Origin of the sequence: Pseudomonas sp. B8(2017) (assembly GCF_002113575.1) — a bacterium.
Lineage (GTDB): Bacteria > Pseudomonadota > Gammaproteobacteria > Pseudomonadales > Pseudomonadaceae > Aquipseudomonas > Aquipseudomonas putida_Z.
The window spans coordinates 21,006-35,093 of record NZ_NEIO01000022.1; the positions used below are offsets into that span (position 1 = coordinate 21,006).

Below are 14,088 nucleotides of genomic sequence, written 5' to 3' on the forward strand. Positions count from 1 at the left end.
ACGGCCTTTTGACCGTTCAAAACGGGAGGCGAGGATGGCGCTTGCAAGGAGTCAGCAAGCGCCTTACGAGCGGCAACTTGGCACAAAATATTTCCTCCGCCGCAAGTCCTGCCAACATACATCCTCAGCTAGCAGGAGATGAGTTTCTACTGAAGAGCGGGCTGTCACACCCTGTCAGGTTTTTCAACTGAAAGCCCCTCAACCATCAGCAATTTTTTGCCTTCCATTCACGGCCGTATGCAGGCCTCAGGCCCTGGGGTCGAAGGCAGGAGCGCAAGGCTAAGGCGAGGTAGGAAAAGGCCTGAATAGACAGCTCTGGGGTGGGCGAGGTGCATTTTTGGCAATTCTTGCACCCGTTCGGGCAAATTAGCGAAACCACGAGTGGTTCATGGCCCAACAGCAACTCGGCCCGCGCCTGGTCGACAGCCAGGCTGCCGCGCTGGAATGCTGGGTGCGGGAATACCGGGGGCTGCTGGGCATCGCCCTGACCGACTGCATCACCATGGACGCGTTCCTGGGCGACTTCGACCTGTACTTCGCCAAGCTGTTCGATGGCCTGCGGCACGATTCGGGCGATCCGCTGGCCTGGGCGGAAAAGGCTATTGCCCACTATGAGCGGCTGGGGATCGACCCGAAGAGCAAGACCCTGATCTTTTCCGACGGGCTGGACCTTGCCAAGGCGCTGGGGCTGTACCGGGCGTTGCATGAGCAGATCAATGTGAGCTTTGGCATTGGTACCAGGCTGACCTGCGATATCCCGGGGGTGGAGCCGATGAACATCGTGATCAAGATGACGGCCTGCAATGGGGCACCGGTGGCCAAGATTTCCGACAGCCCGGGCAAGACACAGTGCCGGGATGAGAACTTCGTGGCCTATCTGAAGCATGTCTTTCGGGTGGATTGAGGTTGCCTGTGCCGGCCTCTTCGCGGGCTCGCCCGCTCCCACAGGTACTGCACCGCATTCAAGAACCGTGAGAAACCTGTGGCAGCGGGCAAGCCCGCGAAGAGGCCAGCACAGTCACCCCACCTCTTGCAGGCCAACACACAACTCCAGAAACCGCGCTGCAGCCCGCGACGGGGTGGCTGCATGCGGCACCAGAATGGAAAACCGCCGCACCAACGCCTGCGGCACAACCTGCAACCGCTGCAACGCCCCATCCTCATGCCGGATCGACATCGCTGACACAAAACCAATACCCATCCCGGCCCGCACTGCCTCCTTCACCCCTTCCACGCCGGCAATTTCCAGCGCCACGCGCATCGCCACGCCACTGCGGGCAAATGCCCGCTCGACGATCTGTCGCACACCCGAGCCGCTCTCGCGCAGCACCAACGGGTAAGCCCCCAGCGACGCCAGCGTCTGTCGGTCACTGCCAGCCAGCGGATGACCACGTGGCACGATGGCCACGATCTCGTCTTCCCGCCACGCCGTCACCGCCGTACCCAATGGCAGTTCCTGCCCAGGCGGCCCTTCGATCAGGGCGATATCGACGCTGTCCAGCGCAGCGACGATTTCTGCCGTATTGCCGTTGGAAGTGCTCACCAGCACCTCCGGGTAGCGGGCATGGAAATCGGCAATCAGGTAAGGCAGCAGGTAGCTGGCCGGCGTGGTACTGGCGCCGATGCGCAAGGTACCGCGCTCCAGCCCGCGCATGGCCTCGCGCAATGCCTGGGCCTGACGGAAGGTTTCGCGCAGGCGCTCGGCATGGGCCAGCAATTGCTCGCCGGCTGCTGTCAGCCGCACACCACGGCCGGCGCGCTGATACAGCGGCTCGCCAAAGGCCTCCTGCAGCAGCTTGAGCTGGCCAGACACCGCCGGCTGCGACAAATGCAGGGCCTGGGCCGCATGGCTGATGTTGCCGTGCTCGGCGACGGTGGCGAACGTTATCAGTTGTTCTGGGGTCATGAATGAAAAATATCAGCTAAACGGATATTTGCCATCCTAAATTACGATTTTTTATAAGCTTATAACCAGATTAACGTAAGCCATGTCGAAACACCTTTCCGGAGGACTCACATGGCCACGGCTCCGTCCAACCCCGCCTTTGCACCTACCCTCTCTACCCGAGGGCGGCTCAATGGCATCCTGTTCGTCGCGCTGTTCGCGCTTGCGGTCACCCAGTTGGCCGCCCTGCCCGCCATCGCCAACCTGGGTATCAGCCCACTGATCGTCGGTATCGTCGCCGGTGCGCTTTACGGCAATGCACTGCGTGACGGTGTACCGGCAAGCTGGGCGGCGGGTATCAACTTTTCCGCCCGCGGCCTGCTGCGCATTGCCGTGGCCTTCTTCGGCCTGCGGGTAAGCCTGCAGGAAATTGCCGAAGTCGGCTGGTCCGGGCTCATCGTGTCGTTGCTGGTGGTGTCCAGCACCCTGCTGATCGGCCTGTGGTGCGGCATGAAGCTGTTCAAGCTGGACCGCGATACCGCCTTGCTGACCGCAGCTGGCAGCGCCATCTGCGGCGCCGCCGCGGTTCTGGCCTTCGAGTCGGCGCTGCGCAGTGCACCGCACAAAAGCGCCATGGCGGTTGGTAGCGTGGTGCTGTTCGGCACCCTGTCGATGTTCCTCTACCCATTGGCGCTCAATGCCGGCTGGCTGCAGCTGGACGCCATGGGTGCCGGGCTGTTCCTGGGTGGCACCATTCACGAGGTGGCCCAGGTGGTCGGTGCGGCCAGCAACGTCAGCCCCGAGGCCACGCATATCGCCACCATCGTCAAGATGACCCGGGTGATGCTGCTGGTACCGGTGCTGCTGGTGGTGGGCCTTTGGATCAGCCGGGCGCGCCAGCCGGGCCAGGCACAGGGCAACGGGCGCATCGCCATGCCCTGGTTCGCCTTCGGCTTCCTCGCGCTGGTGCTGGTGAATTCGCTGCAGGTGTTGCCAGGCAGCGTGACCCAGGCGGTCAACAGCCTGGATACCTTCGCCCTGACCATGGCCATGACCGCGCTGGGGATGGAGACGCGCCTCAGCCAGATTCGCCAGGCCGGGCCGCGGGCGCTGGCCACCGGGGCGCTTCTCAACCTCTGGCTGGTGTTTGGTGGCGTGGCGATTACCCTTGGCGTGCAGAAGCTGTTGGGATGACTTGAGACCGAGTCGCCTGCTTCGCGGGCTTGCCCGCTCCCACAGGTCCAGCGCAAGCCTGAAAGCAGCGCGGCCCCTGTGGGAGCGGGCAAGCCCGCGAAGAAGCCAGCCTGGTCTCAAGCTTTTTCCACTCCCCCCTCGTTGCCGTCCACATTTCTCGGTATGGTGTTGTCAAAGAAGGATGTTTTACCCGCACAGGAAAGACTTAGATGCCTCAACGCAATGTCATCAATGCATCCGTCAGCCCCAAAGGCAGCCTGGAGACGCTGTCACAACGTGAAGTGCAGCAACTGAGTGAAGTCGGTACCGGTAGCCTTTACACCCTGTTCCGCCAGTGCGCCCTGGCCATCCTCAACACCGGCGCCCATGTCGACAATGCCAAGACCATCCTCGAGGCCTATCAGGACTTCGAGGTGCGTATTCATCAACAGGACCGCGGCGTGCGCCTGGAGCTGCTGAATGCCCCGGCAGACGCCTTCGTCGATGGCGAAATGATCGCCAGCACCCGTGAAATGCTGTTCAGCGCCCTGCGCGACATCGTCTACACCGAAAGCGAGCTGGCCAGCCAGCGCATCGACCTGGAAAGCTCCCAGGGCATCACCGACTATGTCTTCCACCTGCTGCGCAACGCTCGCACCCTGCGCCCGGGCGTGGAGCCGAAGATGGTGGTGTGCTGGGGTGGCCATTCGATCAGCAGCGAGGAATACCAGTACACCAAGAAGGTCGGCCACGAGCTGGGCCTGCGCAAGCTGGACGTGTGCACCGGCTGCGGCCCGGGTGTGATGAAGGGCCCGATGAAGGGCGCCACCATTGCCCACGCCAAGCAGCGCATGCACGGCAGCCGCTACCTGGGCCTGACCGAGCCGGGCATCATCGCCGCCGAAGCGCCCAACCCGATCGTCAACGAACTGGTGATCCTGCCGGACATCGAGAAGCGCCTGGAAGCTTTCGTCCGTGTCGGCCACGGCATCATCATCTTCCCGGGCGGTGCCGGCACGGCCGAGGAGTTCCTCTACCTGCTGGGCATCCTCATGCACCCGGACAACCAGGAGCTGCCGTTCCCGGTGGTACTCACCGGCCCGCGCAGTGCCGAGCCGTACCTGCAACAGTTGCACGCGTTCGTCGGCGCCACCTTGGGTGAAGCGGCGCATCGCTTGTACGAGATCATCATCGATGACCCGGCGGAAGTTGCCCGGCACATGGTCGAAGGGCTCAAGGCGGTGAAGCAGTTCCGCCGCGAGCGCAACGATGCCTTCCACTTCAACTGGCTGCTGAAGATCGAGGAGAGCTTCCAGCGGCCGTTCGACCCGACCCACCAGGCCATGGCCGACCTCGACCTGCGCCGCGAGCTGCCGGCCCACGAACTGGCCGCCAACCTGCGCCGGGCGTTTTCCGGTATCGTCGCCGGCAACGTGAAGGACAAGGGCATCCGCCTGATCGAGGAACACGGGCCGTATCAGATCCGTGGCGACAGCGCCGTGCTTGACCCACTGGGCCGGTTGTTGCAGGCGTTCGTCGACCAGCATCGGATGAAGTTGCCTGGCGGCGCGGCGTATGTACCGTGCTACCAGGTGGTGACCTGATTCGCCATTCTTGCTGACTTGCTGAGGCCCCATGGATGGGGCCTGCAGCTATTTGGCTTTTTGGATGTGGGCATTTGCATCGAGTAGACATTCATTCGCGATGGTGGCGCCAAGTCACCTTTCCGCCCTTACGGCGGGTCCCTTTTTGTCGTGGCAAAAAGGAACCAAAAACCGTCGGCTCCCATCATCCGGCCCCTCCGCTGCGCTCCGGGGTTCCCTCGCTACGGGCCTGCTCCCGGGAGTACGCGCTGCAGGCCCCATCCATGGGGCCTCAGCGCTTGACGGGCATCCATGCCCGTCACCTCCCTCCGCAGTCCCTTCGCTCGGCCTCCTGAAGTCGCAATCGGCGGCGCCTGAACTATCGCGCGCTTAGAAGCAAAAGCAAAAGCAAAGGCAAAGGCAAAACTGCTACTAACTGAGGTCGGCCATCGGTCGTTCGACAAAGCGGATGCTGTCGCGCCCACCGCGCTTGGACTGGTACAAGGCGACATCCCCCTGCTCGATCAAGGCCGCAAGGCTCGTCGGCGGTTGGTCGAACAGGTTGGCGCCGATGCTAAGTGTGACCGGCTGCGGCGTAGGTACCGTCTTGCTGGCATACTGCTGGAACTGCTCGCGCAGCAGTCCACCCAGCTCCATGACCCGCTCGCTGCTCGCACCACACAGCAGAATGACGAACTCATCACCGCCCAGCCGCGCCGCCAGCGAGCGCTCGGGCAGCACCGTGCGAATCATCTCGCTCAGGGCAATCAGCAAGCGGTCCCCTGCAACATGCCCGTGCAGGTCGTTGACCAGCTTGAAGTTGTCGATGTCGATCAGTAGCAAGGCCCCGGGCTGCGCCGGATCCACTGCCTTGAAGAAAGGCCCCGCCCGCACCTCCAGTGCGCGTCGGTTGTACAGCGCCGTCAACGGGTCACGGGCCGCCAGGCGGGCAATCCGCTCCTCGCGCCGGTAGCGCACGGTGCCGGTCATCGACAAGGCAATCAGCATGATCGCCATCGCACCTTCGACCAACGAAACCTGAATGATCAGCCCGCCGAAGGTGGCCAGGTCAATCAGCGTACCCGGTGTAATCGCAATGATCGCCTTGGCCACATAGAACAACCCATGCGCCAGCAACACATAGCGCAACTGCACCGCGCCAACACTCAGCGACTTGCCATGCGGCCGCAACAGCCAGCTGGCCTTGAGCGTCAACAGCGCCACCAGCAACGAGTTGACCATCAGCATCACCTTCGACCACTGCGGCCCAACAGGCAACAGCAGCAAGGCAAACCACACCAGCACGACCGATAACCAGATACGCGACAGCCGCACCTGGGTGAAGCGCAACACCCCCATCAGGAAGAACCAGTGCGCCACCACCAGCAAGCCGTTGGCGAACCAGATACCGATCAGCAACAAACCGATGCCGCGCAGCAATGCCAGGGTGGAACCAATCGTGATGGTGGCAAAGCCTGCGCTCCAGAACAGCAGCGACGGCTCGCGTACGCTTCGCCACTCGATCGCCAGGTACAACGCAGCCGCGGCAGCCAGGGCGATCGAGATAGTCAGCATCGTGGGTGGATCAAGCGCCATGAACGGTTTGGCCTATCTGGTTGACGAGGAAAAGGCCCGATTGTATGCGCTCGTGATGACTTTTCAGAGGAGCCTTACACCACCAGCCTGCAAATGATAGCCCAGCCCTGGCCAATACCCGTGCGAGTGAATGTCATATTGACATCAGCCTGTCATTTGCACCACAAAAACCGCTGTCGTTATGACAACACACCAGCGCAACACGCCCATCTGCAAGGGCTGCCCAGCTGGCACGAAAGCTGAACCATTCTCTTTCGCCACTACCTGCCTTGCGGAAATAACCATCATGAAAAATATCCTCCTCCCTCTGGCGATGTCCCTGTCCATCGCCCTGCCCGCCTGCGCCGACGAGGTGCTCTCGGAAAGCCCCGACAACACGGTGGGCTATGGCGCCGGCGGCGTCAGCGGCCTGATGGTCGGCGCCGCGCTCGGTGGCCCGTTCGGCGCCATCGCCGGTGCAGCCCTGGGTGCATTTGGCGGCGCCGCCGTGCAACAAGGCAGCGGGCACAGCGACGCGGCCTACGTGGTACGCCATGACGACGGCAGTACCCAGCGTTATCGCTCGCCCAATGCCCGCTTCAAGCCCGGTGATCAGGTGCAGGTGAGTGGTATTCGCCTGGCCCCGGCGCAGTAAGCCATTGCCCGGACAAAAAGCTCACCAGTTGCCGCCCATGTGAGCTCAGGCGCTCCCAGTCGCGGAAACACAAACGTAGCTCCAGGGTGGCCCAGCTTTCCGCCAGGGCCACCCGACGCACCGGCAGCTCCTGCTCGGCGCGCACGGCGGCTGTGCGGGCAGCATGGCCAGGTTCATCGCCAATTCCTCGATAAAGCGCTGCTAGTAAGGCTGCCTTCAGTTCAGAATAACCCTGTCTTTCTTCTGCCACGGGTACCCCATGAACGCGTTACGCAGCCTGATCCAGCGCCAACTGCAAAGCGGCGCCCTGTACGCCGTGCTGGCGGCCCTGGGTTTCAGCTTCAAGGCCATCTTCGTCAAGCTCGCCTATGCCGCAGGGCCGGTGGACGCCATCAGCCTGCTGGCATTGCGCATGGGGCTGTCGCTGCCGATGTTCGCCTGGCTGGTGTGGGCCAGCCGTGGTCAGGGCAGCGCACCGCTCAACCTGGGTGATGGGCTGCGTGTCGCGTTGCTCGGGCTGCTGGGCTACTACCTGGCCAGCCTGTTCGACTTCTATGGCCTGCAGTACATCAGTGCCGGGCTGGAGCGGCTGATCCTGTTCACCTACCCGACCCTGGTACTGGTGTTCCAGGCCATCGCCCTGCGTGAGCGGCCAAGCCTGCGCACCTTGTCGGCCATGGGCCTGTGCTACCTGGGGCTGGGCATTGCCTTTGTCCACGACGTCAGTGTGGCCGGGGCTGGCCAGCAGGTGGTGCTGGGCTCGCTGTGGGTGTTCGCCAGTGCGGTGACCTACGCGCTGTATTACTCCGGCACCGGCATGATGCTCAAGCGCATGGGCTCGATGCGCCTGGCCGGGCTGTGCGGTACTGCGTCCTCGCTGATGGTGCTGGCGCATTACCTGGTGGTGGCACCGGTCGGGCAGTTGTGGCAGTTGCCAGGCGCAGTGTGGGCCAATGCCGGGTTGATGGCGGTGTTTTCCACGGTGTTGCCGATCTACTGGGTGGCGCTGGCGATACAGCGCCTGGGGCCGACCCATACTGCCGCGGTGGGCAACCTGGGGCCGGTGCTGACGGTGCTGGCATCGTGGGCGATCCTGAGCGAGGAGATTTCGCTGTATCAGGTCGTCGGGTTGGCGGTGGTGCTGTTTGCGGTGTCGCGGCTCAAGCCGCGGGGCAAACAGGAAACAAAGGTGGCACAGCCTGGCACGGCCCCTGTAGGAGCGGCCTTGTGTCGCGAAAGGGCTGCAAAGCAGCCCCAGCAATAGCGGCGTTGACGCTGAAATCGAGGGGCCGCGTTGCGGCCCTTTCGCGAACACAAGGCCGCTCCCACAAAAACGCTTGAATTCCCTCAGAGCACCCGCTTGATCAGCGGCTCCAGCCGGCTATAGCGCAGCCGCCGCAGGAACTTGCGCACTTCCTTGGGGTGCTCGGCCTTGACCCCCAACTCCTCTGCCGAGCCGATCTTCGGCGCATGCCGGCGCAACTCGGTCAACTCTGCCTCTCGTGGCCCCAGCCATTGCCCTTGCGGGTCATCGATCAGCAGGCCGTTCTCCAGGTCCAGGTTGAAGCCGCGCGGGTTCAGGTTGTTACCTGTCAACAACGAATAGCGCTGGTCTACCCACACGCCCTTGGCATGAAAGGTATGCCCGGGGTCATTCCAGATCCGCACCTGCAGCTGGCCGCTGGCAATCGCAGCGTGGCGACGTCGGGTGAAGGCGCGCAGGTTGTCTTCGTACAGATAGGGCAACGCGCCGCTGGCACTGAACGGCTCGCCGGGGGCGATATAGAAGTCGTTGGCCGTGCGGTCACCAACGATCAGCTCCACCCGCACGCCACGCGCCAGGGCATGGTCGAGCTCGCGCATCAGCACCCGGGGCGGGTTGAAATACGGCGTGCTGATGATGACCTGCGAGCGCGCCGCCGCCAGCAAGGCGCACAGTGCCCGGTTCAGCGGGTTGCCACGGCCCACACCCAACAGCGGGATCACCCGCAGGCCCTGCCCCGCTGCGCTGGCCGGTGCCTCATAGGCCATGCGCCGCAGCCGCGCACGCAAGCGCCGGATGTCGCCGCGCAGGCTGCGGGTGGAGGGTGGCGCCGGCAGGTCGAGGCGCGGCGTGGCGGTGTGGTGCAGCAGGCGCCGCACCAGCCCGACCATCGCGTCGGCCAGCTCTGGTGACTGGAACAGGTGGTAGCGGTCCAGGCGATAACGATCGAAACGGTGCAGGTACACGTTGTTAAGGCTGGCGCCGGTGTAGATCACGCAGTCGTCGATGATGCTGCCCTTCAGGTGCAACACGCCAAACAGCTCGCGGGTCTGCACCGGTACGCCATGGATGACGATGTCCAGCCCATGGTGCTGGCGCTGGGCCTGGTACCAGGCGGCGTTACCCGGCTGGCGCCCGGCGCCCAGCAGGCCGCGGCGGGCACGGAACCAGTCGACCACGATGGTGATTTCCAGCCCCGGCCGCGCGGCCTTGGCCTGGTACAAGGCATCCAGCACTTCCTGGCCGGCCTCGTCTTCCTGCAGGTACAGCGCAACGATGACGATACGCCGGGTTGCGGCGCGGATGCGCTCGAGCAGGCAGGCGCGGTAGGCCTTGGCATCGGGCAGCACCTGTATCGACTCGGCCGACATGGCGTAGCCTGGCAATGCCGCCAGCATGGTTTCGGGGTTCACGAACGATCACCTTCTGTGTGCAATCACTGTCGTGCATCAGCTTGCACAGGAAGATTGAAATGGTCCAGCCCTCGGAGAGCATGGGGCTGCTTTGCAGCCCTGTCGCGACACAAGGCCGCTCCTACAGGTTCGGCGCCGCATTCGGCGGTGGCTTGTAGGAGCGGCCTTGTGTCGCGATAGGGGCGCAAAGCGCCCCCATTTCTGACGAAGCTATTTCAAGTCGAAGCGATCCAGCTCCATCACTTTCTCCCAGGCAGCCACAAAGTCCCGCACGAACTTGTCCCGGCCATCACTGCTGCCATACACCTCGCTCAACGCCCGCAACTGGGCATGGGAGCCGAATACCAGGTCAACCCGGCTACCGGTCCACTTCACCTGCCCGGTCTTACGGTCGCGCCCTTCGAAGGTTTCGTTATCCGCCGAGGTCGGCTTCCACTCAACGCCCATGTCCAGCAGGTTGCGGAAGAAGTCGTTGCTCAGGGTACCGACCTTGTCGGTGAACACGCCCTGCTGGCTGCCGCCATGGTTGGCGCCGAGCACGCGCAGGCCGCCGATCAGCACGGTCATTTCCGGCGCGGTCAGGGTCAACAACTGGGCCTTGTCCAGCAACAGCTTCTCGGCCTTGACGCTGTAGCGGGCCTTGGTGAAGTTGCGGAAGCCATCGGCCAGCGGCTCCAGCACGGCGAACGACTCGACGTCGGTCTGCGCCTGGGAGGCATCGGTACGCCCCGGGCGGAACGCCACGCTGACGTTGTGCCCGGCGTCCTTGGCAGCCTTTTCCACTGCGGCGGCGCCAGCCAGGACGATCAGGTCGGCCAGGGAGATTTTCTTGCCGCCGGCATTGAACTCGGCCTGGATCTTCTCCAGCGCCGCCAGCACCTTGCCTGTGCCCTGGTTCGCCGGCCAGTCCTTCTGCGGCGCCAGGCGCAGGCGGCCGCCATTGGCCCCGCCACGCTTGTCCGAACCGCGGAAGGTCGACGCCGCCGCCCAAGCTGTGGACACCAGCTCGCCAACGCTCAGGCCCGCCGCGAGCACCTTGGCCTTGAGCGCGGCAATGTCCTGCTCACCCACCAGTGGGTGGTCGACTTTTGGCAGCGGGTCCTGCCACAGCAGCTCTTCGTTGGGCATTTCCGGGCCCAGGTAGCGCGCCAATGGGCCCATGTCGCGGTGGATCAGCTTGTACCAGGCTCGGGCGAAGGCGTCTGCCAGCTGCTCAGGGTTGTCCTTGAAGCGGCGGGCGATCGGCTCGTAGATCGGGTCGAAGCGCAGCGCCAGGTCGGAGGTGAGCATGGAAGGCGCGTGGCGCTTGGCCGGGTCATGGGCATCCGGCACGGTGCCTGCCCCCTTGCCCTCCTTCGGCCGCCACTGGTGGGCACCGGCCGGGCTCTTGGTCAGTTCCCAGTCGAAGTTGAACAGGTTGTTGAGGTATTCGTTGCTCCATCGGGTGGGGGTGGAAGTCCAGGTCACTTCCAGGCCGCTGGTGATGGTATCGCCACCCTTGCCGCTGCCGAACTTGTTGGCCCAACCCAACCCCTGCAGCTCCAGGCCTGCAGCTTCCGGCTCCGGGCCAACGTTGTCGGCAGGGCCGGCACCGTGGGTCTTGCCGAAGGCGTGGCCCCCGGCGATCAGCGCCACGGTTTCTTCATCGTTCATGGCCATGCGGCCGAAGGTGTCACGGATGTCCTTGCCCGAGGCTACCGGGTCGGGGTTGCCGTCCGGGCCTTCCGGGTTCACGTAGATCAGGCCCATCTGCACAGCAGCCAAGGGGTTTTCCAGGTTGCGCTCGCCGGACAGGTCCCGGCTTTGCTCCTCTGGGTGCTTGGCTGGCTCTGCCACCAGGTCACCCTGGCCTGGCGGCTGGGCCTTGACCTGCTCATTGCCATAACGGATGTCACCGCCCAGCCAGACCTTTTCCGAACCCCAGTACACATCTTCGTCCGGCTCCCACACATCGGCACGCCCGCCGGAGAAACCGAAGGTCTTGAAGCCCATGGATTCGAGGGCGACGTTGCCGGTGAGCACGATCAGGTCGGCCCAGGAAATCTTGTTGCCGTACTTCTGCTTGATCGGCCACAGCAGACGCCGGGCCTTGTCCAGGCTGACGTTGTCCGGCCAACTGTTGAGCGGGGCGAAGCGCTGCTGGCCAGAGCCTGCACCACCCCGGCCATCGCCAATACGGTAGGTACCGGCGCTGTGCCAGGCCATGCGGATGAACAGCGGGCCGTAGTGGCCGAAGTCGGCGGGCCACCAGTCCTGGGAGTCCGTCATCAAGGCGGTCAGGTCTTTCTTCAGGGCCTGGAAGTCGAGGCTCTTGAACGCCTTGGCATAGTCGAAACCCGGGTCCATCGGGTCGGACTTGGAGGAATGTTGGTGAAGAATTCTCAGGTTGAGCTGGTCAGGCCACCAGTCACGGTTGGTGGTGCCGCCACCTGCGGTTTGATGGAACGGGCATTTCGATTCGTTCGACATCTGCGGGTACCTTTGGGTCGGTTATCCAGATTTCCGGTCTTTGCCAGGTGTTCTTTCAGCCGAGCGCGTGGGCTCGTGCTACCCCTCATCAGGTCTACACGGGGCTTGCGAAGCTGTCACGACGGGGTTGGTGCGGTCTTGCACGCAAGTGCTGACACGCCGCCCGCTCGCGGAATTCGCGGGGCCAGGGGAAAGACTAGCCGAGCTTGGACAGAGTTCTAATAGAGTGGCTATTGAGGGGTGATAGGTTGGCTCTGTCAGGGTCATGCCTGTACTGGCCTCTTCGCGGGCGCGCCCGCTCCCACAGGACCTGCGCAGGTCTCGAGAACTGTGCAGTACCTGTGGGAGCGGGCATGCCCGCGAAGAGGCCGGCACATCCATACAAGGCAATCAGGCTGGCCACATGCTTCAATACACCGCCACCCCCTCTACTCCGGAACCCGCCCCCCTCATGAACCGCAACGACCTGCGCCGCGTCGACATGAACCTGCTGGTACTGTTCGAAGCCCTGATGATCGAACGCAACCTGACCCGGGTCGGCGAAAAACTGTTCATCACCCAGCCCACCGTCAGCGCCGCCCTTGCCCGCCTGCGCGAGCTGTTCGACGACCCGCTGCTGATCCGCAACGGCCGGGCCATGGAGCCCACGCCACGGGCCATGCAGATCTTCGCCGAGCTGGGGCCGGCCATGGATGTGATTTCCGCTGCCATCAGCCGCGCGCGCGAATTCGACCCGGTCCACAGCTGCAACGTGTTCCGCCTGGGCCTGTCGGACGATGCCGAGTTCGGCCTGTTCCCGGCCCTGCTGCAGGCCCTGCGCGAAGAGGCCCCGAACATCAGCGTGGTGGTGCGCCGGGCCAACTTCCTGCTGATGCCGGGGCTGCTGGCCAGCGGCGAGATCTCGGTGGGCGTGAGTTACACCACGGACCTGCCGGCCACCGCCAAGCGCCGAAAGCTGCGCAACATCGGCGTGCGAGTGCTGCGCGCCGATGACCGCCCGGGCCCGCTGACCCTCGACGAATACTGCGCCCGCCCGCATGTGATGGTGTCGTTCTCGGGCGACATGAGCGGCAATATCGACCTCGACCTGGCGCGCATCGGCCGCTGCCGCAAGGTGGTGCTGGCGGTGCCGCAGTTCGGCAGCCTGCGCGCCCTGCTGCGCAACACCGAGCTGATCGCCACGGTGCCGGACTATGCCGCCTGCGCCCTGGCCGACGACGGCAGCCTGCGCGCCGACCCGGCGCCGTTCGACATCACCGAGGCCGAACTGTCGATGGTCTGGAGCGGCGCCCAGGACAATGACCCGGCCGAGCGCTGGCTGCGCGAGCGCATCCTGCAGTTCATGGCCACGCAGTGATGCATCGACCTCATCGATAGCCACCATGAATGCCATCAAGTTCCGCTGCGGCCAGCCCGGGCGGAAGATGGCGGCATTCGCTGATTGATGAGGCCTCCCATGAAAACCGGCATGATCGCTGCCCTGCTCGCCTTGCTGGCCGCCCTTGGCGGTTGTGCCAGCCCTGCCGCTACCGACGCGCAGCCCTACGGGCACTTCTATTCGGCCACGGCCATTTCCAGTGTCGCCCTGGCCCCCGGCCAACGGGTGGCGGTGCTGCTGGGGCGAGACGCCGAAGCAACCCTCGAATACCTCGGCAGCCATCGCACCCAGGCAGCCGCGCCGACCCAAGGCCAGCGTGCCCCTGTTGCGCCCCTGGGCAGCGAGAGCCAGGCGTATGACTGGCTGGCGCGGTCACTGGCGCAGCAGTTTGCCGAAGTGACTTTCTATGACGACCTGGACACGCTGCTGGGTGACCACCCGGATGTGATCGTGCTGCTGGACACCGAAAGCCGTTTGGCCAGCGCGGATATCGAAAGCCGGGTGGTAGCGCGCTTTTTCGATGACCAGCTGACCTACATCGGCCGCGCTGAAGGGCGAGCCAGCAAGCGCCTGGACGATGTGGCGCGGGTGGCCGAGGATGAACGGGCGGTGCAGGCGGATGCCTTGCGCGACTTTGACGATTCGTTGCAGGCGTTGTTGAAGGGTCGCGTTTGAGGGCCCTTTCGCGGGTGAA

At 64.1% G+C, this 14,088-nt stretch carries 11 protein-coding genes and 1 pseudogene; 7 read left to right on the plus strand and 5 right to left on the minus strand.

Annotation, left to right across the window (positions count from 1 at the left end):
- Positions 1–376: 376 nt before the first annotated feature.
- Positions 377–904: pseudogene (locus CAG22_RS23240) on the plus strand (nicotinate phosphoribosyltransferase); the annotation flags it as partial.
- A 114-nt stretch (positions 905–1,018) separates the two neighbouring features.
- Here the strand turns inward: CAG22_RS23240 and CAG22_RS23245 are convergent.
- The gene (locus CAG22_RS23245; protein WP_015270743.1) at positions 1,019–1,906 is read right to left on the minus strand and encodes a LysR family transcriptional regulator; all 888 of its coding nucleotides are present in this window, start codon (positions 1,904–1,906) and stop codon (positions 1,019–1,021) included.
- Positions 1,907–2,017: 111 nt separating this feature from the next.
- On the opposite strand from CAG22_RS23245, the gene CAG22_RS23250 reads away from it, so the two are divergent.
- Both CAG22_RS23250 and ppnN read left to right on the plus strand, forming a co-directional pair.
- Positions 2,018–3,079: a YeiH family protein gene (locus CAG22_RS23250; protein WP_085706264.1), complete on the plus strand. Its 1,062-nt coding sequence runs from the start codon at positions 2,018–2,020 to the stop codon at positions 3,077–3,079.
- 209 nt (positions 3,080–3,288) lie between these two features.
- Positions 3,289–4,662, plus strand: coding sequence for a nucleotide 5'-monophosphate nucleosidase PpnN (ppnN, locus tag CAG22_RS23255; protein ID WP_085623623.1), 1,374 nt, complete (start codon positions 3,289–3,291; stop codon positions 4,660–4,662).
- Between the two features lie 411 nt (positions 4,663–5,073).
- Here ppnN and CAG22_RS23265 read toward each other — a convergent pair whose 3' ends face one another.
- A complete protein-coding gene (locus tag CAG22_RS23265; RefSeq protein ID WP_085692776.1) occupies positions 5,074–6,216 on the minus strand; it encodes a GGDEF domain-containing protein in 1,143 nt (380 codons plus the stop codon).
- Between the two features lie 165 nt (positions 6,217–6,381).
- Positions 6,382–6,525: a hypothetical protein gene (locus CAG22_RS28580; protein ID WP_155951618.1), complete on the minus strand. Its 144-nt coding sequence runs from the start codon at positions 6,523–6,525 to the stop codon at positions 6,382–6,384.
- Between CAG22_RS28580 and CAG22_RS23275 the strand changes: the two genes are divergently transcribed.
- Both CAG22_RS23275 and CAG22_RS23285 read left to right on the plus strand, forming a co-directional pair.
- Positions 6,524–6,871: a hypothetical protein gene (locus CAG22_RS23275; RefSeq protein ID WP_039613879.1), complete on the plus strand. Its 348-nt coding sequence runs from the start codon at positions 6,524–6,526 to the stop codon at positions 6,869–6,871. The genes CAG22_RS28580 and CAG22_RS23275 overlap by 2 nt on opposite strands.
- A 259-nt stretch (positions 6,872–7,130) precedes the next feature.
- Positions 7,131–8,135, plus strand: coding sequence for a DMT family transporter (locus CAG22_RS23285; protein ID WP_085692775.1), 1,005 nt, complete (start codon positions 7,131–7,133; stop codon positions 8,133–8,135).
- An 83-nt stretch (positions 8,136–8,218) separates the two neighbouring features.
- Here CAG22_RS23285 and pssA read toward each other — a convergent pair whose 3' ends face one another.
- Positions 8,219–9,547: a CDP-diacylglycerol--serine O-phosphatidyltransferase gene (pssA, locus tag CAG22_RS23290; RefSeq protein ID WP_085593112.1), complete on the minus strand. Its 1,329-nt coding sequence runs from the start codon at positions 9,545–9,547 to the stop codon at positions 8,219–8,221.
- A gap of 210 nt (positions 9,548–9,757) precedes the next feature.
- A complete protein-coding gene (gene katG / locus CAG22_RS23295) occupies positions 9,758–12,016 on the minus strand; it encodes a catalase/peroxidase HPI (protein ID WP_085692773.1) in 2,259 nt (752 codons plus the stop codon).
- Between the two features lie 451 nt (positions 12,017–12,467).
- On the opposite strand from katG, the gene CAG22_RS23300 reads away from it, so the two are divergent.
- Both CAG22_RS23300 and CAG22_RS23305 read left to right on the plus strand, forming a co-directional pair.
- Positions 12,468–13,373 (plus strand): LysR family transcriptional regulator, encoded by a 906-nt coding sequence (locus tag CAG22_RS23300; RefSeq protein ID WP_085593108.1) that lies wholly within the window; start codon positions 12,468–12,470, stop codon positions 13,371–13,373.
- A gap of 99 nt (positions 13,374–13,472) precedes the next feature.
- Complete coding sequence (locus CAG22_RS23305) at positions 13,473–14,069, plus strand: hypothetical protein (RefSeq protein WP_085593106.1); 597 nt, start codon at positions 13,473–13,475, stop codon at positions 14,067–14,069.
- Positions 14,070–14,088: the final 19 nt, after the last annotated feature.